The sequence below is a fragment of the Sphingomonas sp. FW306-05-A genome, from assembly GCF_058782275.1.
The window spans coordinates 1,363,806-1,389,591 of sequence record NZ_JBYSXN010000001.1 but is presented as its reverse complement, the minus strand read 5'-3'; the positions used below and the strand labels follow the sequence as shown (position 1 = coordinate 1,389,591).

Below are 25,786 nucleotides of genomic sequence, written 5' to 3'. Positions count from 1 at the left end.
CAAGCGACGGCATCCCGCGAGCTGTATCCGTGACTTAACCAGGGCGTGAGCGTCGCTCTGAAAGCCATGGGTTTAAGCACTTCGCGGGGGCGAAATGCGACCTGCCGGAAGCCACCGCACCCGGCGTGAAACGGAACGATCCATGGGCTTTTTCTCGAATCTTTTTCGCTTTTCCTCGCACGACATGGCGATCGATTTGGGGACCGCCAATACGGTCGTCTATCTGCGTGGGCGCGGCATCGTGCTCAACGAGCCCTCGGTCGTCGCGGTCGAGACGCTGAACGGCGTCAAGCGCGTCAAGGCCGTCGGTGACGACGCCAAGCTGATGATGGGCAAGACCCCGGACAGCATTCAGGCGATCCGCCCGCTTCGCGACGGCGTCATCGCCGATATCGACGTGGCCGAACAGATGATCGCCCACTTTATCCGCAAGGTTCACGGCGGGCAGCGACGCTTCATGCGCTGGCCGCAGATCGTCATTTGCGTTCCCTCGGGTTCGACCTCGGTCGAGCGCCGCGCGATCCGCGATGCCGCGTCGAACGCTGGCGCGTCGCAGGTCTGGCTTATCGAGGAGCCGATGGCCGCCGCGATCGGGGCGGACATGCCCGTGACCGAGCCGATCGGCTCGATGGTCGTCGACATCGGCGGCGGCACGACCGAAGTCGCGGTGCTGTCGCTGCGCGGTCTCGCCTACACCACGTCGGTGCGCGTCGGCGGCGACAAGATGGACGAGGCGATCGTCTCCTACGTCCGTCGCAACCACAACCTGCTGATTGGCGATGCGACCGCGGAGCGGATCAAGCAGGAAGTCGGCGTCGCCAAACCGCCGCTCGACGGGATCGGCCTGACGATCCACGTCAAGGGCCGAGATCTCGTGAATGGCGTGCCCAAGGAAATCCAGATCAACCAGGGCCAGATCGCCGAGGCGCTCAGCGAACCGGTCGGCCAGATCGTCGAGGGTGTCCGCATCGCGCTCGAGAATACCGCGCCCGAGCTGGCAGCGGATATCGTTGATCAGGGCATCGTCCTCACCGGCGGCGGCGCGCTGCTCAAGGGCATCGACGAGGTTCTGCGCGACGAGACCGGGCTGCCCGTCACAATCGCGGACGACCCCCTCACCTGCGTCGCGCTCGGCACCGGGCGTGCGCTCGAGGATCCGATCTACCGTGGTGTGTTGCACAGCGCATGAGGCGTACGGCGGCTGTGGTCGCTGTTTGAGACATATGGTTCGTTTGCGAGGACGGGTTCGCGAAACCCTACGCAGCGCAGACGGCCATCGCTACAGATCGTAGCATCAGGCGGCCCTTGGGCCTTTGGATGGGGGTAACATGGCGCCGCCTCGCAATCGGCGCCCGGGTTTTTCGCGGCGGGCGCAATATGGTTTGTTTCTCGGCTATGTAATTGCCGCCGCCGGTTCGCTGGTCGCTGCGGTGCTGTTGGCGCTGTCGGCGATCGATCCGCCGGCATTCGCGGTCCTGCGCGCGAGCGTCGCGGAAGTGACGACGCCCATATCGTCGGGCCTATCGAGCGTCGGCCAGTGGTTCGGCGCAATTCCCGGAAGCGTCGGCAGTTACTTCGGAGTGAAGGCCGAGAACGAGCGCCTGCACAAGCAACTGCGCGACCAGCACGCGCTGTTCATGCGCGCGCGTTCGCTCGGCTATGAGAATCGCCGCCTGACCGCGCTGCTGCGGCTGCGCGAGCGCATCGCCGAGCCCGTCGTCACTGCGCGCCTAGTGAGTTCGTCGGCCACAAGCACGCGTCGCTTCGCAGTGCTCAATGCCGGATCCTGGCAGGGAGTCGCATCGAGCCAGCCGGTCGTCGGGCCGGATGGATTGGTGGGTCGCGTCCTGGAGACGGGGCCCAACAGCGCACGCGTGTTGTTGCTGACCGATCCGGAAAGCGTCGTGCCGGTCCGCCGGACCCGCGACGGCATGCCCGCGCTTGCGGCCGGGCGCGGCGACGGGCTGGTCGACATCCGCTCGGTCGCAACCGCAACCGCGCCGTTCGGACCGGGCGACGTCTTCGTGACTTCGGGTATCGGCGGGATCTATCCCCCCGACGTTCCGGTCGCGCACGTCATCCGCCGTGGCCGCGAAGCCGGTCTTGCGCGAACCTATGCGCAGCCCGACACGCTCGACTATGCGATGGTCGAGCGCGCCTTCATGCCCGCCCCACCCCCGCTGACGGTCCCCAAGCCCGCGCCCAAGCCGACCCCCAAGCCAAAGCCCACACCGACTGCTGCGAAGCCAGCCACACGATGAGCCAGATCCGCGGCCCCTTCGACGAGCCACCAGATACGAGCTTCTCGCGCTTCGTGCCCGCGCTGTCGGTCGTGATCGCCTCCACCTTCGCGGTGTGGCCCGTGATCGCAAGCTTCCCGGTGTTTCCCCCGCTCGGGCTGCTGATGCTGCTCGGCTGGCGGCTGTCGCGCCCGCTGAGCCTGCCGGTATGGGCGGCGTTACCGCTCGGGCTGTATGACGATCTGCTGAGTGGACAACCGCTGGGCAATGCGATGCTGTTCTGGACCTTGTGCTTCTTCATGATCGACCTGATCGACCAACGCGTCGTGTTTCGCGATTTCTGGCAGGACTGGCTGATCGCGGGTGGGTCGATTTGCTTCTGCCTGATCCTCGGTCGGCTCGTCGCTTCGCCGCTTGCCGCGCACGTCGACACGCTTTTGATGCTGCAGATTGCGGTAACCACCTTGTTGTTTCCCCTCGCGACGCGCATCTGCACGATGCTCACGCGCGAGGAGGAAACGGTGTGAACGGGCCGACCTTCGGCAATTCGAACAAGATGATGACCGAAGCCGCGCAAAGTTTCAGCTTTTCGCGGCGTGCGGTGCTGCTCGGCTTCGGCCAGGGTGCGGTGGGTCTGGCGCTGGCGGGACGCATGGCGTGGCTGTCGGTGGCCGAGAACGAGCATTACACCACCCTGTCGGAGAGCAACCGCGTCAACATGACGCTGGTGCCGCCGCGGCGGGGCTGGATCGTCGATCGCCACGGTGCGCCGATCGCCAACAACCGTACCGATTTCCGGGTCGACATCATCCCGGACCGGCTCGAGGACAAGGACCGTGTGCTCGCGTTGCTGCGTGATATCCTGCGGTTGCCGCCCGAGGAGATGGAACGGCTCAATGCGGACCTCGCCCATGCGGCGGGCTTCCAGCCCGTGCAGGTAGCCGAGAACCTCGACTGGGAGCGGTTCGCCGCGGTCAGCGTGCGGCTGCCCGAGCTCCCGGGCGTCGCCCCGACGCGGGGCTTTTCGCGCAGCTATCCGGCTGCGGCGGCGGTCGCGCATCTGACGGGCTATGTCGGTGCGGCTTCGGCCGATCAGTACAAGCAGACGCACGATCAATTGATGGTCACACCGGGATTCAAGCTCGGCAAGGATGGCCTTGAAAAAACGCTGGAAAAGACCTTGCGCGGCGTCGCGGGACAAAAGCGCGTCGAGGTAACCGCGCGCGGCAAGCTGGTCGCCGAGCTTGCTACCCGGCCTGACCAGCCCGGCCAGAACACGCGCCTTACGATCGACGCTGGGTTGCAGGAATATGCCGCACGGCGCCTGGGGACCAATTCGGGATCGGTCGTCGTGATCGATTGCCTGACCGGCGAGATGCTCGCGATGGTCTCGATGCCGGCCTATGATCCCAATGCCTTCTCCGACGGGATCAGCCATCTCGAATGGAAGATGCTGTCGGATAACGACCATGTTCCGTTGATGAACAAGGTTCTGCAGGGGCTGTATCCGCCGGGATCGACGGTCAAGCCGATGAACGCGCTGGCGTTGCTCGAGGCGGGCGTGGATCCGCGTCAGCGGATCAACTGCACCGGCGCGATGCGGCTCGGGACCGGGGTGTTCCATTGCCACAAGAAGCGTGGGCACGGTCCGCTCGACATGAAGAATGCGGTGATGCAGAGCTGCGACATCTATTTCTACGAGATGGTCCGCCGGCTCGGCTACGACCGGATCGCGCCGATCGCGCGGACGGTCGGGCTGGGACAGAAATTCGACCTGCCGTTCGGTTCGCAACGCTATGGCACGATGCCGGATCCTGCGTGGAAGTTACGGAAATACAAGGCGGACTGGACCGTTGCGGATTCGCTCAACGCGTCGATCGGCCAGGGCTATGTGCTGTCCAATCCGCTGCAACTGGCGGTGATGGCGGCTCGGCTGGCGTCTGGCAAACACCTCGAACCCAGCATTCTGGCCAGCCGGATCCATCATAACGCGGCACCCCTGCCCTATGACGCCGCGCATCTCGCGCTGGTCCGCGACGCGATGTACGGCGTCGTCAACCAAGGCGGCACCGGCGGCGCGGCGCGCATGCTGATCCCGGGCGTGTCGATCGCGGCGAAGACCGGCACCGCGCAGGTCCGCCGCATCTCGATGGCAGAGCGTGGATCCGGCGTGCTCAAGAACGCGTCGCTGCCGTTCAAGCTACGCGATCACGCGTTGTTCGTGTGCTTCGCGCCAGCCGACAATCCGCGGTACGCCGCCAGCGTCGTGCTGGAGCATGGCGGCCATACCGTACGCAATCTCGATTCACCGTTGATCGGCCGCGACATCATGACGTGGCTGTTCGACCGCGACCGCGCGATCGCATCGCTGGCGGAGGCCGAGCCGACCTGGGGCGGCGACATTCGTACGCGCATGGCTGCCGAGAGCGCGGCTTACCGCGCAGCCAATGCGCCCAAGCCCGCGGCGGTCCAGACCGAGCTCGGTGCCCCCGCGCCGACAGACGCCCCTGCCGTCCGTGCCGCGGCGGCGGCCGACGCAGCGGCGGCAGAGGCGCTCGCCAACTCCGCGGCGGCGGGCAATACGGTTGCGGAGTCGGGCAGCACGGAGCACGACCTGGAATGAGCAGCCGCAGCATCGTCCCCGCCCCGCTGATCCAGCTCCCGTGGAAGATCATTCTGCTGGTGCTGGCGATCGGGTGTTTCGACCTCCTGATCCTCTATTCTGCCGCGGGCGGCAGCATCAAGCCGTGGGCGATGTCGCAGGGGATCCGTTTCTTCATGCTGCTGGGCGGCGCACTCGCGCTGGCGCGCGTCCCGGAACGCTGGTGGCAGACCGGCGCGCTGCCGGCCTATGTCTTGCTGTGCATCATGCTGGTGCTGGTCGAACTGGTCGGGGCGGTGCGCGGCGGCGGCCAGCGCTGGCTCGACGTCGGGTTCATGCGCCTGCAACCATCCGAGCTGATGAAGCCGTGCATCGTGCTGGCCTGCGCCAAATTCTACGACATGCTGCCGCCCAATGAAACCAGGCGGTTCAGCGCGATCTGGCCCGCGGCGATCCTGATCCTGCTGCCCGCGGCGCTGGTGATGAAACAGCCCGACCTCGGTACCGCACTGATGATCACGATCGGCGGGATCACGGTGATGTTCCTCGCCGGCGTCCCGCTGCGCTTGTTTATCGGGGGAGCGCTCGCACTCGGCGCGGCGGTGCCGATCGCATTCAACTTCGTACTGCACGAATATCAGCGCAACCGCATCCTCGTCTTCCTCGATCCCGAAAGCGATCCGCTCGGAATCGGCTATCACATCAGCCAGTCCAAGATTGCGATCGGATCGGGCGGGATCTTCGGCAAGGGGTTCCTCAACGGCACTCAGAGCCATCTGGACTATCTTCCCGAGGGCCACACTGACTTCGCACTGGCGACGATGATGGAGGAATGGGGGCTGGTCGGCGGAGTGCTGTTGATCGTCGCGTTCGTGCTGATCGTGCAATGGGGCGTGTCGACCGCGCTGCAGGCGCAATCGCGCTTCGCCAAGCTGACCGCCGCGGGACTGGCTGCGACGATCTTCTATTATGTCGCGATCAACATGGCGATGGTGATGGGCATGGCGCCGGTGGTCGGCGTGCCGCTGCCGCTGATCAGCAACGGCGGGTCGAGCCAGATGACCTTCATGCTGTGCCTGGGGATCCTGATGTCGATCGACCGATCAAACCGCAGAAAAGAGACGCGCTGGTAGTTTTTTTGCGGTGCGGTGTAAAAAAGGGTTTGCAACCTCCGCCCACACTGCTAACCGACCGCCTCCCGGCAACGACAGCGCTTCGGCACTGCCCCTACCAAGCGGGAATGGACGCATAGCTCAGTTGGTAGAGCAGCTGACTCTTAATCAGCGGGTCCTTGGTTCGAGCCCAAGTGCGTCCACCACTCCTTATATTGAAATCGTTAGGTTTTTGGTCGAAGCGCGCGAGCGCTCCGGCACGCTTTCCGACACACTCATTTCGTTCTGGCTTCGTCAAGAAACCCGATCGCGGCGTTATAGCTGCGTCGTCCGCCAGCGATCCGACGCGCCTATTCGGCGTTCGCCTTCGATTGACAGCGAGCGTCTTGTGACCGCAGACCGGGCGCACTTCGCCTTCGCCCACGTCGCCAATGCCGCCATGCCGGAAGCCGGTGACCGGCATATCTTTGGGCAGGCCGACGACGTCGAAGATGGCGCTATGGACGTTTGGCAGGAGAGCGCTAGTACCCCCAAAAGGGCCGAGGACTTTCCTTAGATTACCAGGGGTAGCTATGCGTTGTTTCTACGTCACCGTTGTCGCGTTGGCCCTGACTTCGTGTGGGTCGGATAACGGCAGCGCCGCCGATGGAACTGGTACAGCACCGATCACGCCGGTCGCAACACCAACACCGCCCCCAGCACCAGCGCCGACCCCAACGCCGACCCCGACCCCGATATCTTACCGGACTTCGTTCGACTTCCAGGGCGATCGCGTTTTCGACGGGCTCATTACTGCGAGTACGACTCAGACAGTCCCTGCTCACCTCGCGTATGGCGGCCTGGACTCTGGGACGATTACCTACATCGCCGCCAATCAAGCCTTATCTGCGTTTGGAACGACGATCGTACCGGGTCAGATGGGGGCAACGCTGGCGAGGACCGATGCAAATCTGATTTACACTTATATGACCGCCACATCCGGCGCGACCCTTGGTATCTATCGAGCATCGTCAGATGCTATGTACGTTAGCTACCTACGACAGGACGAGCTCGTGAAGCCCGTCCAGATTACGCGCTATGCCTTGGTTGGAGCGCCGACGCTGGCAGCGGAGTTGCCTCTAACGGCTACATCGACCTACCGTGTTACTGTCGCGCAGATAGGCACATCGCCCACAGGCCAGACCCTAGTCGTCGACGGTATGAACCGACGCGTGACAGGATCGGTCTCTGTTGCCCTGACCGGCAAACCGATTGACGTGAGTGTAACTTTCCAAGGCACGTTAGACGCATCGACGGGTCGGCTAGACGGTGTCGCGCGTACATCAGATGGGGCGTACATCGGCGTCTTCCACGGCAGACTCTACGGTCCTTCGGCGGTTGAAGTCGGACTGATTTTCAATCTGATCGACGCCGACGGGAATGATCTGCCCGGCGTACTCGTGGGCCGCAGCAGCTGAGTTCGAATTCGACGTTTGGTTTAACGACACGAAAATGCCGCCAGCAACACAGCTGCCGCGATGGGTTCGATCGGCGTCGATCGATCCATACTCAGGCCGGGTCGTATCGACACCGTGATGCAACTGTTGCAGGCTGCGATGATGTGTAACCGTGCACGCAACAGCTACGAGCCCGAGGCGCTCCATACGCACTTCGGGACAATCTTCGCCGTCGATCGCCCGATGGACAATCGCTTCAATCCAACCGAACTCATGCCCCGTAGCCGGGCTTACGTGATCCGCGAGACGGATCGCGGTCGACACCTGGATGTGATGCGTTGGGACGTTCTTGGCGGTGGTGCGGCGTGGCCGATGACAAACGTGCGCAACCTTGGCCTAGCGCAGTGGCGCGCCCTCGCCGCTAAGCCGGAAAACCGCTGTTTGGTGCCGCTGAGCGAGTTCTGCGAATGGACACCGGAGGCGCACGATCTTGGTGACGGCAAGAAGCCGCTAAAGGGGGAAATGTGGTTCCAGGTAACCGATCAGCCGCTGTTCGCCGTCGCCGGCTTCTGGCAGCCAACCGCCAAGGGCAATGGCTTCACCATGGTGACGTGTAACCCAAACGACCTCGTTGCGCCGATCCATCCGAAAGCGATGATCACCGTCCTGAACCCAGAGGACCACGATCGTTGGTTGCGCGGCAGCTACGACGACGTTGTGGCCCTGCAACAACCCTACGCAGCCGAACGTATGAAGGTTCGCGGGCCGGTATTCCCAACGCGCCATGCCTGAATGTGGCCGTGTGGCGTTGCCCAGGATGGCAAAACCTTGGGTGACCTCCTAGATGTCGTGTTGAAGGGGACCGTGCGATGGCGTTTAAAACGAACCGAGAGAATGCGGAGATCGCCCAGGCGGCCGCAACGTCAGCAACGCTGGAGAACGTTCGGATTCGGGAACAGCGGTCAGCCGACGCTTATGCCGCGTTAGCGACACGAGATGAGCGTATTGCAGCGAAGGCCGCAGCACTGCAGCCCGCGGATCGGAACAATGGTGAGGTCACTAGCGAATGAATTTGGGCGGTGAAATGTCGTTTGCCACTCGACAGTGTGGCGACGCGCATCGCTCTTCATCAGGCCAGAATGCTTCACCGTCTCTTTCAACTCAAACTGTTCGGTAGGGTCTGACTCGCGCTAGCCACCCAGGTTTTCGGTGGTTCACACCGCAGAGCCTAGTGATCCCAGCATCGTCCTCGATGTCGGTTCGTCTATCCCCGGCCCTCGAACTGCGCGATCCACGCTACCAGAGCGCCGGCCATGAGCGGGAATACGACGGCAGCAGCGACGATCAACTGGTGCATTGCGACCCTCCCGAATATCCAACCACACAGTCGCACGCCCGGCTTACCGAAAGGTGAACCATCCTCGCATCGGCTACGCGCCGTGCACGCTTGGTCGACCGCGAACGGATGCTTGCGAACAGGCACGATGCGACGTCTGACCGTGTGCATACGTCATTCCCACCAAACCCGCCCTACCCCGACCCCCACAGTACCGCAGGTTGCGCGCTTTCAACCGGCGAGCAACTGGGATACGCGGGGCGTTCAACAGCTTGTCGATGGCACCTTATGCTTGAAAGTCCTCTCGAAGCCCGCCTGTCGCGGCATCTCACGCTGACCTTCTCCGAACGCGATGCGTTGCGCTGGCTCGAGCGGCGCGAGCGGTCGTTCCGCGCAGGCGATGTCGTGGTCCATGAGGGCGAGGAGAGTGACAGCCTGTATATCGTCGCGAGCGGTTGGCTGCACGGCTCGGTCAAGCTCAAGGACGGCGGGCGGCAGATCCTGCGCTTCTATTTCGTCGGCGACATTACCGCGACCTTCTCGATCGCCTGGGGATATAGCGCCGCCACGCTGCGTGCAGTCAGCGACACGACGCTCTATGAAATGCCCAAGGCCGCGTTCGGGCGGCTGTTTCGTGATCATCCCCGGCTGGGCGCGCTGCTGTTCGCAGTCGCGGCGTCGGAGCAAGTTGCGATGGCGGACCGGCTGACGTCGGTCGGGCGGACCGACGGGTTCACGCGGATCGCCACGCTGCTGCTCGACATCCGGTCGCGATTGCGTGTGGTCGATGGGCTTGCCGGATCGACCTTCGAGCTTCCGCTGACCCAGCAGGATCTTGGCGACGCGGTCGGGCTGACCAAGACGCATGTCAGTCGCTCGCTCAAGGCGCTGGAGGAAACCGGGCTGGTCGAGCGCAACGCGCGCGTGATCCGCATCAACGATGTCGATAGGCTCGCCGAACTCGTCGATTTCCACGATCGCCATGGCGAGGTCGCGACCGATTGGTTGCCCCCGGTCGGCGCACGGGGTGACATGGATCACTCCGAAACGCGCGTGCGGGAACATATGTGACTGCCAACGGGCTTTTTCGCGCCGCGCGCTCGATTCTACGAAGTCCATCCCTGCCATCTGGTTAACGATCCCCTGGCCCGTAGCGGGCGGATGTAGGGATTGAGACATGGCAGAACGGCTTGGCGTGGCGATTGTAGGTGTGGGTGGCGCCGTCGCCACCACCGCGATCGCGGGTATCGAGATGATCAAGGCAGGGTCGAACAGCCTCAACGGGCTTCCCCTCGCCGACCGCGACGTGGCCGGCATGGTCGCATACCGCGATCTGGAATTCGGCGGATGGGATCTGACCGAGGAGTCGCTCGGCGCGTGCGCGCTGCGGCACGGCGTGATCGGCGACAAGGAACTTGCCGACGGTGCCGCCGCACTCAACACGATGCGCCCGTGGAAGGCGGCGGGCAGCACCGGATATTGCGCCAATATCGACGGCAGCAACAAGCTCGAGAGCGGCCACCGCGCTGCCATCCAGCAGATCCAGTCCGATCTGCGGCGCTTCTGTGCGGAAAAGGGGCTCGATCGGGTCGTCGTCGTCAACCTCGCGTCGACCGAGCGTGTCCCGCACGCCGACGATGCCGCGCTGCAATCGCGCGAAGCGTTCGAGCGCGGGCTCGATGAGGATGACGCCGCGATCAGTCCGGCGATGCTCTACGCTTATGCTGCGATCGACTCGGGCACGCCCTACGCCAATTTCACGCCTTCGGTCGCCGCCGACATCGCGCCGCTCGCGGAGTTCGCTGAGGAGCGCAACGTTCCCGTTGCGGGCAAGGACGGCAAGACCGGCCAGACCTTCATGAAGACGGTGATCGCGCCTGCGCTGCGCGATCGCGCGCTCCATGTCGACGGCTGGTTCTCGACCAACATCCTCGGCAACTCGGACGGGCTGGCGCTCGACGATCCCAAGTCGCTGGCGTCGAAGCTTGGCACCAAGGGCAGCGTGCTCAACGACATCCTCGGCTATCCGGTCGAGGATCACATCATCATGATCCATTATTATCGCCCGCGCGGCGACGACAAGGAAGCGTGGGACAACATCGATCTGACCGGCTTCATGGGCCAGAAGATGCAGCTCAAGCTCAATTTCCTGTGCAAGGACTCGATCCTCGCCGCGCCACTCGCGATCGAGATCGCGCGTTGCCTCGACCTTGCGCAACAGCGTGGCGAAGGCGGCGTGCAGGACCAGATGGGGCTGTTCTTCAAGCTGCCGCAGACAAGCGGCGGTCGCAAGCCGGTCCATGCCGTCCCAGAGCAGCAGGCGATCCTCGATCACTGGCTCGACGGCAAGACCGCGTGAGCCCAGCCCCCTTGTCCACCCCGGCGGAGGCCCTCGTGCCCTCCGTCGGGTTGACCCCCGCCGCACTGCCGTTCCTGCGCGAATTGGGCGACCTGAAGCGTATCCATTCGGCAGAGGCCCCGGGGTCGATCGCGGAACGGCTGTTCGCGCTTGGATGGGGGGCGTTGCTGCGAGGCGACCAACCCGCTGTCGTGATGGAACAGATCGTTGGCGCCGCGCTGGTATCGGCGCGTCTCGGCGATCTTGATCTGGCGAGGCTGACCCGGCTCGGGCTCGGCCCGGATGCGGTGCCGGTGCTGCAACGCGCATTCGATGAAGTGACCGGCGATCTCGATCCAGCACTCGCACAGCGACTGCGTACGGCACTTGTGCACGGGCGTCCCGCGCCGGGTGCTGTGCCCAGTTTCGTCGGTAAGCTCGCGCGCCAGCCGCGTGCGGGCGTGACCTCTCCCGGGCAACCGCGCATCCTGCTCCAGCCCGCCGAGAACCACGCCGAACATTGCCTGATGGTCGCGGTCTACGGTGTGCTCGCCAGCGCATGGCACGGCGCTGATCCGGTTGCGGTGTTCCTTGCGGGCATGGCGCACCACTTCCACAATGCCGACATGCCCGACAGCGGCTATTCGGGCGAGATGCTGCTCGGCGACCGGCTCGATACGGCGATCGAGACCGCGCGCGCTGCCTGCCTGGACGAACTCGCGGCGGCAAACCCCGTGTTGGCTACGACCATCGCCGACGCGCTTGCTCCGATCGCGGGCGACACCACCCCCGAAGCGCGCGCCTTCCACGTTGCCGACGTGCTCGACCGAGTCCTCGAAATCGAACAGCATCTGCGTGCCGCGGCGGTAACGATGGACGTCGTGCTCGGTGCTTACGGCCTGGTCCATGACGGCCCGGTCAAGGCATTCCACGACCGCATCCTCGCTGACGCCGGTCTGGCCTGATGCCGGCTAAGGTCTTTCCCGACATGCCGTTGCGCTCGCCGCGCACCGGGCTGCCGCTTGCCTATGATACGCCACATTCGCTCGCCGCGGCGTGCGAACGCTGGCCGGTGGTCGACGGCATCCCCTATCTCAGGGTCGACAGCGAAGGTCTTGCCGCGGTTGCGCTCGATCATCTCGATGCGGGGTGCCCGGACGACGCGCTCGTCGCGCTGCTGACCGATCAGGATTCGTGGTGGACCGGGCCGGCAACCGACCTCGCGGAGCTCAAGCAACTGGCGCGCGAGCGCGACACGCTGTCGCTGCGCGCGGCGATGGGGTTGCTGCGGCTTGGCCCGGTGGCGGATTACTTTGCCTATCGTTGGAGCGATCCCACGTATCTCGCGGGACTGGCGCTGCTCGAGACGCACGACGCTACCCCCGCCAGCGCCTTCGAACTTGCCTGCGGGATTGGCCATTACCTGCGGGAACTGACGCGCCGCGGGACCGAATGCCTCGGTGCAGACGTGGTGTTCGCCAAATGCTGGCTCGCCAAACACTGGGTCGCGCCCGATGCGAACTACGTCGTGTTCGACGCCGCCGCGCCGTGGCCGATTGCCGACGCGCGGTTCGACCTGGTGATGTGCCACGACGCCTTCTACTTCCTCCCCGACCAGGCGGAGGTCGCCGCCCGGCTGCGCGCCGCCCGCACCGCAGGAGGCACGCTCGCAATCAGTCATCTGCACAATGCGGGGCACGCCGGAGGCGCAATGGGGCCGGCACTGTCCGCCTCGGGCTGGGCTGCGCTTTTTCCCGACGCACAGGTTTATGATGAACGCGCGTTGCTCGTCGCGTTGCTCGGGGGCACGGTCGCCGCCCCGAGTGGCTGGGCACCGGAACCCGCTGTTGAAGCGTGGTCGCTTGTCGAAGGTGCGGGACCGCCGCGTCCGGTCGCACGTGGGCTGGCGATGCCGCCGGCCGGGGCCGTGCTGCAGCGCAATCCGCTGCTCGGCGACGATGGATCCGTCCGCTGGCCGTCGACGCGCTATCAGGACGAATATGCTGCGGGCTGCTTCTGGGCACGCCCTGCCGACGCCTTGCCCTTCAAGGCGGACGACATCCGCCTGCGGCGCCTTGTCGATCTGCCGGAGCGATGGTGATGCGGTGGGGAATTGTAGGCTTCGGCTGGGTAGCACGCGATTACATGGCACCCGGTATCGTCGCGGCGGGCGGGACGGTGACGGCGGTGGCCGACCCCTCCCCGGAATCGCGCGCGCGGGCGGAACGACTGGGGATCGCCGCGTTCGAGACGACCGAGGCGATGCTGGCGTCGGGACTGTGCGACCTCGTCTATATCGCGACTCCCAACGATGCGCATCTCGCGCCCGTCCGCGCGTGTGCGGCGGCGGGGATTCCGATGCTGTGCGAGAAGCCGATCGCCGCGTCGCTCGAGCAGGGCGAGGCGATGGCGGCCGCGGTCGCGGACGGCCCGCTGTACGGCACTGCGTTCGACCAGCGGCATCACCCCGCGCATCGCCGGATCGCGGAGGCGGTCGCGGATGATGCGATCGGTCGCCCGGTCGCGATCCGTATCCTCTACGCCTGCTGGGTCGACCCTGACTGGACCCCCGACGGCGGCGCGCACGACAATTGGCGCGCCGATCCGGTCCGTGCAGGCGGCGGCGCGGTGATCGATCTTGCGCTCCACGGGCTCGACCTCGCCGAGCGCTTGCTGGGGGAACCGCTGGTCGACCTGTCGATCGCGCTGCAACGCCGGATTCACGCCTATGCGGTCGACGACGGCGGGATGCTGAGCGCCCGCTCCGCCTCGGGTGTGCTGTTCCAGAGCCACGTTGCCTATAACTGCGCGGAGAACCTGCCGCGCCGTCGGCTCGAGGTGCTGGGCGAGCGCGGATTGCTGATCGCGACCGACACCATGGGCCAGACCGCTGGCGGCATGCTGGTCCAACAATGCGGCAGCACCGGCGCGCAGACCCCGCTCGCCTTCGACACCGCGACCTCGCCCTTCGCCGCGCAGGCCGCTGCGTTCATGGCGGCGGCACGCGGCGGGCCGCATGATTTTTCGATGCCCCGCGATCTGGCGCTGATGCGCCTGTTCGACCGGGCCTATCAGGAAGCACGATCATGCCTCTGAGCTGGTTCGCCTGCGCCAATTGCGGGTTCTGGCAGCGCCATTTCGCGCCGCCAGATTGCCCGGTCTGCACCGATGTCCGCAACGATCTGCCCGAGGACGGCTGGCGGTTCCTCCCCGAGTCCGACGTCGCCGCAACGCACGACGGAGCCGCGCGCGAAGTCGCGCCCGGCCTGTGGGCGTTCACCACCACCCCCGCGCTGGGGCTCGCCGGTACCGGCTGGCTGATCGTGCGCGACGGCGGCAACATCGCGTTCGAAGCAGCACCCTATTATTCGGACGCGATGCTCGACCAGATCGAAGCGCTCGGCGGGATCGCGTTTCTCGCGGCAAGCCATGCGCACGGCTATGGCGCGCTATTCCAGCTTCAGCGCCGGTTCGACCCCGCGGTGGTCGCGATCCAGCGCGACGATCTGCAGCTGACCAAGGCGTTCCGCGTCACCATGCCGTTCGACGACACGCTCGAACTCGCACCGGGCTACACGCTGCATCATGTCGGCGGACATTATGAGGGGCAGGCCGCGCTCCACGATGCGCCGGGACGCCGGCTGTTCTGCGGCGACATGTTCAAGATCGACCAGGACCCCGCCGGCCGCTCGCACGCGATTTCAAGCCACAAGGCGTTCCACAAGGATATTCCGCTGACTCACGCCGAACTCCGCCGCTATCGCGACGCCATCGCCCCGCTCGAGTTCGACGCGGTTCTGACCCCGTTCGAATATGCCCCCGAGGTCAATCGCGCGGTGACGCTTGCCGCGCTCGACGATGGGCTCGCGCGGGCACCCGGCGTGCGGAAGCTCGCGCTGTGAGGACCGGACTCCCCGCCGATCTCGGCCCCGCCGCGCACGCGTATCTCGATGCGTTCCCCAAGGGCGATGTCGTCGCCTTCCCGATCCACCCGCTCGACCGGCTCGGCCTTCCCGTCTGGGTCGTCGCGCTGTTCCCGGAAGATCCCGCGCTTGGCGGGATCATGCCGTACGGCGTCGGCTATGGCGCGACCGACGAAGCCGCGGTGCTCGGCGGGCTTGGCGAGATCGCCGAGATGGTGTGGCCGACGCTGACGCTCGGCGCGCGCCGCAAGACGCGCGGGAGCTATGCCGATCTGGTCCGCAGCCTCGGCGCGCGCGCTGTTGCCGATCCGCTGACCTTGTGCCTGCCCGCGGGGTCGCCGGTCGATCACGCGACGGTGCTCGAATGGGTGGAAGCCAGGCGCTGGGCGGATGGCTCCAGCGTGCTCGTGCCGATCGACCTCGCGGCTTATTCCTCGAAGGAGCTGACCGCCGGTTACCAGCCGTTCACGACGATCATCTCGAACGGGATGGGCGCCGGCCCCGACCTCGACTGGGCGATCGGGCACGGGCTGTGCGAGATCCTCCAGCGCGACGGCAACGGGCTACTGTTCCGCGCGCTCGACCGCGGGGTGATGCTCGATCTCGACACCAGCCTCGCGCCCTCGACCACCGCGATCCTCGAGCGGTTCGAGGCGGCGGGGATCCGCGCGATGCCCAAGTTCGCGACCGACCAGTTCGGGATGCCCAACCTCTATTGCGTCGGGGTCGACGAACGCATGCCCCCCGCCGCGCCGATCATGGTGACCGCGTGCGGCGAGGCGTGCCATTCGGACCGCACCGCCGCGCTCGACAAATGCCTGACCGAATTTGCCGCAAGCCGCGCACGCAAAGCCTTCGCGCACGGCCCCGCCGATCTCGTCGCGCAGGTCGCGCCCGCGGGCTACGTCGCGCGGTTCATGGCGCAGGCCGGGGGTGCCGCCAAATCGAGCGACAGCCGCGCGTTCGAGGCGATGCGTGACTGGACCGGGCGCGATGCCGCGACTCTGCGAGGGTGGCTCGCGGACTCGGTGCTGTCAGAACGTGGATCGCACCGCTTCGACGCCTTGCCCACGCTCCCCGCACCCGATGGCCATGCGCGTGCCGCTGCCGCCCGCGCCGCGGTCGAGGCGGCGGGGTTCGATGTGCTCTATGTCGACATGTCGCCCGCCGACCGCGCGATCTCGGTGGTCAAGGTCATCGTCCCCGGGATGGAGGTCGAGACGATGAGCTATTACCGGATTGGCGCGCGCAACACCGAGAAGCTGCTCGCGCTCGATTCCCCGCTGATCCGGTTCGGCGCGGAGGAGAGCGAGACGCTGCGCCGCATCCGGCTGACTCCCACGGATGCCGAACGCCTTGGCCATCCGCTGTTCGATACCGCCGCCGCCGATGCGCTCGTCGGGCCGCTCTACCCGCTCTACCGCGAGCCCGAGGCGCATCACGTCGCCTTCGTCGGCGACCGGGGGGTCGCATGAGCCTGCGCTATGCCTACAACACCAACGGCGCGGCGAACCACCGGCTCGACGATGCGCTGCGGCTGATCGCGGATGCGGGCTATGCCGGGGTCGCGCTGACGCTCGATCATCATCACCTCGATCCGTTCGCGCCGCGCTGGGAACAGGAAGCGGACCGCGTCGCCGCGTTGCTTCGCACATTGTCGCTCGGCAGCGTGATCGAGACCGGCGCGCGCTATCTGCTGGATCCGCGCCAGAAGCATGAACCGACGCTGGTCACCCCCGATGCCGACGGGCGGGCGCGGCGTGTCGCGTTCCTGTGCCGCGCGCTCGACGTGGCGGCACGGCTCGGCAGCGAGACCGTGTCGTTCTGGGCGGGCGTTCCAAAGACGGGCGTCGATCCCGCCGAGGCGCGGTCGTGGCTCGATGCGGGGCTGGAGCAGGTGCTCGACCATGCCGAGCGGGTCGGCGTCGACGCAAGCTTCGAACCCGAGCCGGGTATGCTGATCGAGACCGTCGGCGACTACGACACGCTGGTCGCACGCCATCCGCGGCTCAGGCTTGCGCTCGATACGGGGCATTGCCTCGTCACGCAGGATATCGACCCCGCGGAGGCGATCCGGCGCTATGCCGCGCGGATCGGCACCGTTGCGGTCGAGGACATGCGCCGCGGTGACCATACGCACCTGCCCTTCGGTGAGGGCGACATGGACATGCCCGCGGTCCTCGCTGCACTGGAAGCGATCGGATTCACGCGGCTGGTCTGCGTCGAACTGTCGCGTGAAAGCCCGCGCGCGCATGCCGCCATTCCGGAATCGATCGCCTATCTGCGGAGCATCGCGGCATGAGAATCTGCTTCGTCTCGCGCCGGTTCTTTCCGGCGATCTCGGGCATGTCGATCTATGCGATCAACCTGCTGCGCCAACTGGTCGCGGCGGGCGACGACGTGACGATGGTGAGCCAATATTACGGCGATCCGGCGCGCGCCTCGGTCTATGGCGGCGGCCCGCCGCCCGCGGTGCCGGGGGTGCGCGTGATCGGGATGGAAGCGCTCGGCGAGCAGGCCGGGGGCGACTTCGAACGCGACGTCGACGCGCTGATCGAAGCGATCTCCGCCGAGCACGCGCGCGCGCCGTTCGATGTGCTCCATGCGCAATATGGCTATCCGACCGGCTGGGCGACGCTGCTCGCGGCAGAGCGGCTGGGTGTCCCGTGCGTCGTCTCGATCCAGGGTGGCGACGGGCATTGGGTCGGCTCGTGCTGCGACACCCACCGCATCGCGATGGAGCGCGTGCTCGATCATGCGGGCGCGTTGCTGATCGGCGGCAACAGTTTTGCGGGAGAAGTCCATGACCGGCTTGGAACCCCGCTCGACCGCTTCACGATCGTTCCCGGCGCGGTCGATACCGACCGCTTCACTCCCGGCGAGCCCGATCCCATGGGTCCCGTGCGGCTGTTTTATCATGGCCGGGTCGACCGGCGCAAAGGCGTGCTCGACATGCTGCATGCGCTGCCGGATGTCGCAGGCGACTGGCGCTGCACGGTGTCGGGGATCGGCCCGGATTACGAACCTGCACGCGCGCTCTCCGCAAAGCTTGGGCTCGGCGACCGTGTGACCTTCACCGGCTATGCCGAATATGACGCCGTTCCCGTGCTGTACCGCGCGCATGACGTGTTCGTGTCGCCGACCTATGCCGAGGGGTTTTCGAACACCATCCTGGAGGCGATGGCATGCGGGCACGCGGTGCTGTCGTGTCGCTCGGTCGGGGTGGTGGATTGCATCCGCGATGGCGAGAACGGGCTGCTGGTCGAAGCAGGCGATATCCCCGCGCAGACCGCCGCGCTGTCGCGGCTCGTCACCGATGCCACGCTGCGCCGGCGACTGTCGCACGCGGCGCTGGAAGAATGTCGCCGGGTCTATAGCTGGGACGCGGTGGGCAAGCAGATCCGGCAGATCTACCAGGATCTGCGCGGCACCCGGCCGGCGCAGGGGATCGATCCGCACATCGCGATCGCCCCGTGCCACTTCCGTGCCGAACCGCACCTGCTGTGACGCACATTGTCGCGATCTCGCCGCATCTCGACGATGCCGCCTTTTCGGTCGGGGGTTTGCTCGCGTCGCGTGCGCGCGCGGGGGACCGGGTGACGATCGTCACCTGTTTCACCGGCAACGTCGCCGAGCCGACCGGCTTCGCGCTTGCCTGCCAGCTCGACAAGGGGCTCGGACCGGAGGTCGATTACATGGCGCTGCGCCGTGCCGAGGATCATGCCGCGTGCGCGGTGATCGGTGCAACCGCGGTCCATCTGCCACTGCTCGAGGCACCCCATCGCGGCTATGCGAGCGCACCAGAACTGTTCGCCGCGCGGCGGGACGATGACGCCATGCTCGCGCCGTTGAGCGCGGCGCTTGCCGAGCAGATCGCCCTGCTATCCCCCGACCTTCTGCTCGGGCCGCTCGCGATCGGCAATCATGTAGACCATTGGCTGGTCCGCGACGCACTCGAAACGTGCGGTGCGCCGATATTGTTGTGGGAGGATTGGCCGTACCTGACCCGTGCCGCGGATCGCAGGACCGACCGGCCGGCCCTCGTCCATCCGCTCGATGACGCCGACCGGGCCGCGCGGATAGCGATGTGCGCGGCCTATACTTCACAGCTCGGTTTCCAGTTCGGATCGCTCGAAGCGATGGAGACGGCGGTTCGTGCGGTGGAGGCCGAACGGCTTTTCGACGGCTGATTGTCGCCGGATACGGCATCGTGATTGACTCCGCCCCCCGGATGCCAAAATGCAGCGTCGGATCCTTGTCGTTCGATCCTCCTCCAACCGAGCTTTCTTCATGACCGAAGTTTCTGTCGTCACGCTGGGAAAAGGGCGCCCGGATCATCTCGTCAACGTCGTGCGCGGGTTGATGCGCCAGACCCTGCCGCCCGCCGAGCTGATCGTCGCGGTGATGCAGGACGATCTGTACGACCTCCCCGACACCCCCTTCCCGATCCGGCAGATCAAGGTCGTCGCCGACGCGCTGCCGCTGGCCGAAGCGCGCAACGTCGCGGCGCGTGCGGCAACCGGGGACGTGCTCGTCTTCCTCGATATGGACTGTATCCCGACGCCAACGCTGCTCGCCGACTATGCCGGGTTCATCGCGGACCTCGACGGCCTGTTGATGGGCGAAGTGCTGTACCTGCCGGGCGGGGCGACCGACGGCGACTGGTCGTATGACGCCTTCGCCAAGGTTGCGGTCAAACATTCCGACCGGCGCGGCCCGCCGCACGAGGGGATCGAGATCTGCAACGATTATCGTTGCTTCTGGTCGCTCAACTTCGCGATGCGGCGCGCGACGTTCCTGTCGCTCGGCGGGTTCGACGAACGCTATTCAGGTTATGGCGGCGAGGATACCGACTTTGGCAAGGTGGTCGACACTGCGGGCATCCCGATCGCGTGGATCAAGGGCGGGCTCGCCTATCATCAATATCATCCGCACCACATGCCGCCGGTCCACCATCTCGACAGCGTCGTTCGCAATGCCGAAGTGTTCGAAGCCAAATGGGGCTATCGCACGATGGGCCACTGGCTGCAGGCGTTCCGCCTGATGGGTCTGGTCGATCTCGCGCCGGGGCAGCCGATTCGCATCCTGCGCCGCCCGGACGACGCCGATCGCGCGTTGACCGGGCAGCAGAGCCACCAGCCCTATGCCAATACCACCACCGTCATCCGTTTGCTGGAGGACCGCCTCGCGGCGTCCGAGCAAGCGCGGTCGACCGGATGAGGATCGCGGTCCTCGGGCATGTCCGACAACGCATCGGACAGCCCTTTGCGGGCGGGATGGAATCGCACTGCTGGCATCTCGCGACCGGGTTGCAGGCGCGCGGGCATGACGTCGTGCTGTTCGCGTCCGGCGACAGCGACCTCGGCCTGACGCTCGATCCGGTCCTGCCGGTCCATTACGAAAAGGCGTTCCCGGGTGCCGAGCATCGCGGCTACGCCCCGCTGATCGCGCATATCGACGCAGGCTATGAAGCCGCGTGCGACCGGATCGCCGGCGGCGGGTTCGACGTGGTGCACAACAACAGCCTCCACCGCTTCCCGATCGAACCGGGTCGCACGGCCAGGGTGCCGACCGTCACGTCGCTCCACGTCCCGCCCTATGACGCGCTGCGCTGGTTCGTCCACGCAAGCGCGGTGCCGGGCCACCGCCTGACCGTCACCTCGCAGCGCCAGCTGAACGCATGGTGGCCGGACGGCGCGCCGCCGCAAGCCACGGTGCTGTACAACGGCATCGATCCCACGCTGTGGCCGTTCGTTCCGCAGGGTGATGGACAGGCGGTGTGGTGTGGGCGGATGACCCCCGACAAGGGCCCGCATCTCGCCGCCCAGGCCGCACGTCTGGCGGGAATCCCGCTGATGCTGTTCGGCGCGATCGAGGACCCCGGCTATTGGGCGACTAAGGTCGTGCCGCTACTGGACGACACGATCCGCTATGGCGGGCATATCGACGGCACGATGCTGCCAGCCGCAATCGGACGCGCGTCGGTGTTCGTCTTCACGCCGTGCTGGGACGAACCCTTCGGGCTGGTCGCGGTCGAGGCGATGGCGTGCGGGGTCCCGGTCGCGGCGTTCGACATGGGCGCGGCGCGCGAAGTGATTGGCGCGGGCGGGTGCTTCGCGCCGATGGGCGATGTCGCTGCGCTCGCCGAAGCGATCACTGCGGCCGCCATGCTTCCGCGCAAGGCGCAACGCGCGCGCGTTGAAGCCTTGTTTACGCATGACGTCTGGCTCGACGGGTGCGAGGCGCTGTACCGCGACGTCATCGCCGACCGGGTGGATGCAGACACATGATGGTCGACCGCATCGCCGCGCAACAGGCGGCGCTCCGTGCCTTGTACCGTAGGCACGTAGCCCCCGGTGACGCCTATGCGCTGGTCGATTTCCCCGATCATGCCAATGTCGGCGATAGTGCGATCTGGCTCGGCGAAGTGACGCTGCTGCGCGCGCTGACCGGGCGCGACCCGGATTACGTCTCTACCTGGCATGATTTCGACGAGGCGGCGTTTCGACAGGCCTGCCCCGGTGGAACGCTGTTCCTCCACGGTGGCGGTAATCTTGGCGACATCTGGCCGCACCACCAGCGGTTCCGCGAAACCGTTCTGGCGACGATCGACGACCGGCCGGTGGTGCAGTTACCGCAGTCGATCCATTTCCGGTCCTCCGCCGAAGCTGACCGGTTTGCGATGCTGGCGAGCGCGCACCCGGATTTCACGCTCTACGTTCGGGACGCCCGCAGTCTCCAGTTCGCGCAACAGCGCTTTGCCTGCGAGACGCAGCTTGCGCCGGACTCCGCCTATGCGCTCGGGCCGCAACCGCGCGGTACCGCGGATTGCGAGGTGCTGATGCTGCTGCGCACGGACGATGAAAGCGTGGGCTATGCCCTGCCCGCCCCGGAACGGGCGACGATCGTCGACTGGCTGGATGACGGTCCCGACGTTCCATCCGGCAGCGATCCTGCGGCCCGCCATGCGCAAGCCGCCAACCGCGTCACGCGCGGTTTGCGGTTGCTGTCGCGCGGGCGTGTGCTCGTGACCGATCGGCTGCACGGCCATATCCTGGCCGACCTGCTCAGCGTGCCGCATGTCGCGCTCGACAATGATTACGGCAAGCTGGCGGCGTATCTCGACGCCTGGCCGCCTGCTACCGTGATCGCACGCGCGACGACCCCAGCCGCAGCATTGCTGGTGGCCGAACGCCCGTAATGCGCAAGGTTGCCCTCACCCTCCTGATCTGCACGCGCAATCGCTGTGCTTCGCTTGCCGCGACGCTCGACTCGGTCACCCTCGCCGCCGCGGCAGGCCGCGAAAGGGGCGTAAGGATCGAGGTCATTTTGGTCGACAATGGCTCGACCGACGGCACCCCGGACCTGATCGCGCAGTGGTCGCAAGACCAGCCGTTTCGCGTATCTTTGGTCGAGGAACCGCGTCCCGGGCTCGCGCGCGCGCGCAACAGCGGGCTGGCGCATTGCACCGGCCCGATCATTGCGATGACGGATGACGACTGCATCCTCCACGCCGATTATTTCGTCCGTCTGATCGCCGCCTTCGCCAAGGCCGAGGGCCCCGCGATCATCGGAGGGCGGATCCTGCTCGGCAACCCCGCCGACCTGCCCGTGACGGTCAAGCTCGAGGATCACCCGATGGTCGCGCCGCCCGGCGGGTTCCCCGGTGGCTTCGTGATGGGCGCGAACCTTGCCTTCGGGGCGGACGTGCTCGCCGCGGTGGGGCCGTTCGACGAACGCTTCGGCGCGGGCGCGCCGTTCGTCGCGGCGGAGGACACCGACTTCCTCTTCCGCGCGAGCGGGCTGGGAATCCAGTTGCTGTACGATCCGTCGATCGTCGTCGATCATCACCACGGAAGACGCGACGTCGCCGACGAGACCCGCCTGCTCGCGGGCTACAGCTTCGGCGACGGGGCGTTATATGCCAAGCATTGGCGCACCGACCGGCGCGCGCGGCGGATGCTGCTCGCGGACGTCGGAGATGTGCGGCTCGACCTTCTCCGTCCGGTGACGACCCATGCGGGGGTACGCCGGTTCTATTGCTTCCGCCTATTCCACAAGGCGCGTGGCTTCCTGTCCTATTCCCTGATGGGTCGCAGAACCGGGTGACGCCAGATCCTCAGTGAATTGCCCATTCGACCGCCACCCAGAGCTTCGACGTGTCGGTGAACAGGCGATCCGCCTGATAGTGCGCGTAACGCAGCGACACGTTCGTGGTATGAATCCTGGCGGTGGCCAGCAGGTCGATTTCGTCGCCATAATGCCGCACGAGCCGGTCGCTCTCGAAGCGATGGTAAACGGCGGATAGTGCCACGTTCGCAAGCGGTCCTGCCTGTTTCCAGCCATAACCCAGCGAACCGTACAGGTCGCGGATACCGTCGGGCGGCGTGGTGGTGAACTTATCGGCCCAGCCCTGGAACTTGAACAGCGAGGAGAATGGCGTCTGGACGCTGGTCAACGCGGCGCCTTGGTCGGCCCCGAGGACCTCGTAGCCGACGGTCGCCAGCAACAACTTGCGCGCAACCGTCACCTCGCCGAGGGCATAGCTTGCCGCATAATCGTTCGGGTTGCGGTGATAGTCGCTCTGGCGCGCGTAGCTCGCGGTGTACCCGAGCTTCCACAGGCCTCCGATGGGACGCGTGCCGGTGAAGCGCGCGCCGTAGGTCTGGCTCGCAAGCCGGAAGCCCTGCACGGCGACGTCATCCTGATCGACCAGATAGGCGAAGGGCGCGATCGTGCCGACCGGCGTGGTGTAGGCGATCGTCCCGAACCAGTTGCTGCCGCTGATCGCCTGAGGACGCGCGCCGAAACCGTCGATACCGTTGATGGTGCGGTCGCTCCAAGCATAGGCCGCGTCGATCGCCAGCTTGGGCGTCGGGCTCCACGTGATGTGCACGGCGTCGTAGGTCTGCTGGTTCTGGCGGAACGAGGACGACCCGACGAACCGCTGATCCGCAAACTCGAGCACCTGGCGTCCGACGGTGATGCTCGCCGTCGGTACGGCATAGCGCAGTTGCGCGCGGTTGAGCTCGATGTTCTGCGGATCGGCGATGGTGGGATACCCCGCGCGTGCGTTCAGCCCGTCGTTGTAATTCTGGACGATACCGACCGTTGCCTCGCTCTCGACCAACCCCGACCAGGGGCCGGCGCTCGCCTCGACACCGCTGCGCACGCGCAGCGTGACGGCGTCTGCGGTCTTGGGCAGGCCGTCCTGATCGACGTCCTCCCAGCGCAGCCGTGCATCGATCAGCGGCTTGACCGTGACATCCTGTGCCTTTGCCCCCGACGCGGCGCACAACGCCACCGTGGCGAGCGCTGCGGCTCGCATTTGCTTGATAGTCATTGGATTATTCCGCTGCGACGCGCGCGTCGATCGCGCGCAGTTCGCCGCTTTCGCGCGCTTTCCGGCCATACACCAGCTCAAACAGCGGCCCCGCCATCATCGTCGTGACAATCGCCATCAGCACCAGCATCGAGAACAGCGTCGGTCCGATGATGCCCTTCTGCAACCCGATGTTGATGATAATCAGCTCCATCAGCCCGCGCGAGTTCATCAGCGCACCGATGCCGAGCGCGGTACGATTGTCCTCCCCGGCCAGCCGTGCGGCAAGGTAGCAGGCGCCGCCCTTGGCAAGGATCGACGCGACCAGCACGCCCAGCGCGATCAACAGCAACGACGGCGAGTTGACCATGTCGAGCCGGGTATTGAGCCCCGAATAGGTGAAGAACATCGGCAGCAGCAGCACCACCGCGAGCGGCTCGATCTTGCGCTTGATCTCGTCGGAGAAGAGCCCGCGCGGCATCACCACACCCAGCAGGAAACCGCCGAAGATCGCATGAATGCCGACCATGTCCATCAGGAATGCCGAGGTGCAGAACGCGGCGAGCGTGAGGGCCAGGACCGTATAATTCATCTCGCCCTCGCGCTCTACCCGGCGCGCGAGCGGCGCGAAGATGCGTGGTCCGAAGATCAGCACGATGACCGCCCACAACAGCCCGCCGCCGATCGCGAGGATCGCGACGCCCGCCCCGCCCCCGAACGCGGCAAGCACGATCGCCAGCACGCACCAAGAACATACGTCGTCGAACGCGCCTGCCGTCAGCGACAGGGTGCCGAGCGAACTGTCGGCAAGCCCGCGCTCGTTGATGATCCGCGCCAACATCGGGAATGCGGTCAGCGCGATGCACGCGCCCATGAACAGTGTCGCGTTGATCGTCGATATGCCCGGCGCGAACAGCCCGGGAACGGTCAGAAGGAACGGCGTGATCAGGATTGCCACCGCGAATGGCGCAGCGATCCCGGCAAACGAGACGCCTGCGGCACTCCGCGCCTTGGCCTTGAAATGGTCGATCCGCAGGGTCGTGCCGACGAGGAACATGTACAGCCCGACGCCAAGCTGCGCGCCGGCATAGAGCACGTTGCGCGTCTCCTTGGCGAAGATCGCTCCCTGCAGGTCGGGCCACAGCATCCCGAGCAGCGATGGCCCGAGCACGACGCCCGCAATCATCTCGCCGACCACCTGTGGCTGGCCGAGGAACTTCTGGCCCAGCCACCCGACGACGCGACACGCGATCAGGATGATCGCAAGCTGGAGGAAGAAATGGATCGAGAAGTCGCCCGGCGCATAGCTTTTCGCCGCGGCGACTGCGGCTGGCCCGTGCGGTGACAATACACCGCCAAGCGTAGACCAGAAGCTGTCCAATATTCCTGTCATACATCCCCCCGGATCGGCGCGGCCTTGGTTCGGCGGCACGCTCGAAGACGTTGACCAACGGCAAATCCGGGACCCCGCGCAATC

General features: G+C 66.0%; 24 protein-coding genes and 1 tRNA gene. 23 read left to right on the top strand and 2 right to left on the bottom strand.

What is annotated here, in order from left to right; genetic code table 11:
- The first annotated feature begins 142 nt into the window (after nucleotides 1-142).
- The 23 genes from AC3WJR_RS06320 to AC3WJR_RS06210 all read left to right on the top strand — a co-directional run bounded on the left by AC3WJR_RS06320 (nucleotide 143) and on the right by AC3WJR_RS06210 (nucleotide 23,096).
- Nucleotides 143-1,189, top strand: coding sequence for a rod shape-determining protein (locus AC3WJR_RS06320; protein WP_010163754.1), 1,047 nt, complete (start codon nucleotides 143-145; stop codon nucleotides 1,187-1,189).
- A gap of 139 nt (nucleotides 1,190-1,328) precedes the next feature.
- Nucleotides 1,329-2,261, top strand: a complete 933-nt coding sequence (locus AC3WJR_RS06315; RefSeq protein ID WP_492723248.1) for a rod shape-determining protein MreC — start codon at nucleotides 1,329-1,331, stop codon at nucleotides 2,259-2,261.
- Complete coding sequence (gene mreD / locus AC3WJR_RS06310; protein WP_492723245.1) at nucleotides 2,258-2,767, top strand: rod shape-determining protein MreD; 510 nt, start codon at nucleotides 2,258-2,260, stop codon at nucleotides 2,765-2,767. Before AC3WJR_RS06315 ends, mreD begins: the two co-directional genes overlap by 4 nt.
- Nucleotides 2,768-2,796: 29 nt before the next feature.
- Nucleotides 2,797-4,863: a penicillin-binding protein 2 gene (gene mrdA, locus AC3WJR_RS06305; protein ID WP_492724186.1), complete on the top strand. Its 2,067-nt coding sequence runs from the start codon at nucleotides 2,797-2,799 to the stop codon at nucleotides 4,861-4,863.
- Nucleotides 4,860-5,975, top strand: a complete 1,116-nt coding sequence (gene rodA / locus AC3WJR_RS06300) for a rod shape-determining protein RodA (RefSeq protein ID WP_492723243.1) — start codon at nucleotides 4,860-4,862, stop codon at nucleotides 5,973-5,975. Before mrdA ends, rodA begins: the two co-directional genes overlap by 4 nt.
- A 109-nt stretch (nucleotides 5,976-6,084) precedes the next feature.
- Nucleotides 6,085-6,160, top strand: a tRNA-Lys gene (locus AC3WJR_RS06295).
- 26 nt (nucleotides 6,161-6,186) lie between these two features.
- Complete coding sequence (locus AC3WJR_RS06290; RefSeq protein ID WP_492723241.1) at nucleotides 6,187-6,510, top strand: hypothetical protein; 324 nt, start codon at nucleotides 6,187-6,189, stop codon at nucleotides 6,508-6,510.
- A gap of 409 nt (nucleotides 6,511-6,919) precedes the next feature.
- Nucleotides 6,920-7,411 (top strand): HupA family protein, encoded by a 492-nt coding sequence (locus tag AC3WJR_RS06285; RefSeq protein WP_492723239.1) that lies wholly within the window; start codon nucleotides 6,920-6,922, stop codon nucleotides 7,409-7,411.
- Nucleotides 7,412-7,552: 141 nt separating this feature from the next.
- Complete coding sequence (locus tag AC3WJR_RS06280; protein ID WP_492724185.1) at nucleotides 7,553-8,182, top strand: SOS response-associated peptidase; 630 nt, start codon at nucleotides 7,553-7,555, stop codon at nucleotides 8,180-8,182.
- A gap of 832 nt (nucleotides 8,183-9,014) precedes the next feature.
- A complete protein-coding gene (locus tag AC3WJR_RS06275) occupies nucleotides 9,015-9,797 on the top strand; it encodes a Crp/Fnr family transcriptional regulator (protein ID WP_354281259.1) in 783 nt (260 codons plus the stop codon).
- 106 nt (nucleotides 9,798-9,903) lie between these two features.
- Complete coding sequence (locus AC3WJR_RS06270) at nucleotides 9,904-11,085, top strand: inositol-3-phosphate synthase (RefSeq protein WP_354281261.1); 1,182 nt, start codon at nucleotides 9,904-9,906, stop codon at nucleotides 11,083-11,085.
- Complete coding sequence (locus AC3WJR_RS06265; protein WP_492723229.1) at nucleotides 11,082-12,029, top strand: hypothetical protein; 948 nt, start codon at nucleotides 11,082-11,084, stop codon at nucleotides 12,027-12,029. The genes AC3WJR_RS06270 and AC3WJR_RS06265 overlap by 4 nt, the downstream gene beginning before the upstream one ends.
- Nucleotides 12,029-13,165: a class I SAM-dependent methyltransferase gene (locus AC3WJR_RS06260; protein ID WP_492723227.1), complete on the top strand. Its 1,137-nt coding sequence runs from the start codon at nucleotides 12,029-12,031 to the stop codon at nucleotides 13,163-13,165. Before AC3WJR_RS06265 ends, AC3WJR_RS06260 begins: the two co-directional genes overlap by 1 nt.
- On the top strand, nucleotides 13,165-14,160 hold the full coding sequence (locus AC3WJR_RS06255) for a Gfo/Idh/MocA family protein (protein WP_492723225.1): 996 nt from the start codon (nucleotides 13,165-13,167) through the stop codon (nucleotides 14,158-14,160). Before AC3WJR_RS06260 ends, AC3WJR_RS06255 begins: the two co-directional genes overlap by 1 nt.
- Complete coding sequence (locus AC3WJR_RS06250) at nucleotides 14,151-14,966, top strand: MBL fold metallo-hydrolase (RefSeq protein WP_492723222.1); 816 nt, start codon at nucleotides 14,151-14,153, stop codon at nucleotides 14,964-14,966. The genes AC3WJR_RS06255 and AC3WJR_RS06250 overlap by 10 nt, the downstream gene beginning before the upstream one ends.
- Nucleotides 14,963-16,462: a YcaO-like family protein gene (locus tag AC3WJR_RS06245; RefSeq protein WP_492723220.1), complete on the top strand. Its 1,500-nt coding sequence runs from the start codon at nucleotides 14,963-14,965 to the stop codon at nucleotides 16,460-16,462. Before AC3WJR_RS06250 ends, AC3WJR_RS06245 begins: the two co-directional genes overlap by 4 nt.
- The gene (locus tag AC3WJR_RS06240; RefSeq protein ID WP_492723218.1) at nucleotides 16,459-17,289 is read left to right on the top strand and encodes a sugar phosphate isomerase/epimerase family protein; all 831 of its coding nucleotides are present in this window, start codon (nucleotides 16,459-16,461) and stop codon (nucleotides 17,287-17,289) included. Before AC3WJR_RS06245 ends, AC3WJR_RS06240 begins: the two co-directional genes overlap by 4 nt.
- Nucleotides 17,286-18,494, top strand: a complete 1,209-nt coding sequence (locus tag AC3WJR_RS06235) for a glycosyltransferase family 4 protein (RefSeq protein ID WP_492723216.1) — start codon at nucleotides 17,286-17,288, stop codon at nucleotides 18,492-18,494. Before AC3WJR_RS06240 ends, AC3WJR_RS06235 begins: the two co-directional genes overlap by 4 nt.
- Complete coding sequence (locus AC3WJR_RS06230; protein WP_492723214.1) at nucleotides 18,491-19,177, top strand: PIG-L deacetylase family protein; 687 nt, start codon at nucleotides 18,491-18,493, stop codon at nucleotides 19,175-19,177. The genes AC3WJR_RS06235 and AC3WJR_RS06230 overlap by 4 nt, the downstream gene beginning before the upstream one ends.
- A 100-nt stretch (nucleotides 19,178-19,277) precedes the next feature.
- Nucleotides 19,278-20,207, top strand: a complete 930-nt coding sequence (locus tag AC3WJR_RS06225; protein WP_492723212.1) for a glycosyltransferase family 2 protein — start codon at nucleotides 19,278-19,280, stop codon at nucleotides 20,205-20,207.
- Nucleotides 20,204-21,277 carry a glycosyltransferase gene (locus AC3WJR_RS06220; protein ID WP_492723210.1) on the top strand — a complete coding sequence of 358 codons (1,074 nt, stop codon included), beginning with the start codon at nucleotides 20,204-20,206 and terminating at the stop codon, nucleotides 21,275-21,277. The genes AC3WJR_RS06225 and AC3WJR_RS06220 overlap by 4 nt, the downstream gene beginning before the upstream one ends.
- Nucleotides 21,274-22,188: a polysaccharide pyruvyl transferase family protein gene (locus AC3WJR_RS06215; RefSeq protein ID WP_492723208.1), complete on the top strand. Its 915-nt coding sequence runs from the start codon at nucleotides 21,274-21,276 to the stop codon at nucleotides 22,186-22,188. Before AC3WJR_RS06220 ends, AC3WJR_RS06215 begins: the two co-directional genes overlap by 4 nt.
- The gene (locus AC3WJR_RS06210; RefSeq protein ID WP_492723206.1) at nucleotides 22,188-23,096 is read left to right on the top strand and encodes a glycosyltransferase family 2 protein; all 909 of its coding nucleotides are present in this window, start codon (nucleotides 22,188-22,190) and stop codon (nucleotides 23,094-23,096) included. Before AC3WJR_RS06215 ends, AC3WJR_RS06210 begins: the two co-directional genes overlap by 1 nt.
- 10 nt (nucleotides 23,097-23,106) lie before the next feature.
- On the opposite strand, the gene AC3WJR_RS06205 is transcribed toward AC3WJR_RS06210, so the two are convergent.
- Together AC3WJR_RS06205 and AC3WJR_RS06200 are read right to left on the bottom strand one after the other, a co-directional pair.
- On the bottom strand, nucleotides 23,107-24,330 hold the full coding sequence (locus tag AC3WJR_RS06205; RefSeq protein ID WP_492723204.1) for an alginate export family protein: 1,224 nt from the start codon (nucleotides 24,328-24,330) through the stop codon (nucleotides 23,107-23,109).
- Between the two features lie 4 nt (nucleotides 24,331-24,334).
- A complete protein-coding gene (locus AC3WJR_RS06200) occupies nucleotides 24,335-25,702 on the bottom strand; it encodes a cation:proton antiporter (protein ID WP_492723202.1) in 1,368 nt (455 codons plus the stop codon).
- Between the last annotated feature and the right edge of the window lie 84 nt (nucleotides 25,703-25,786).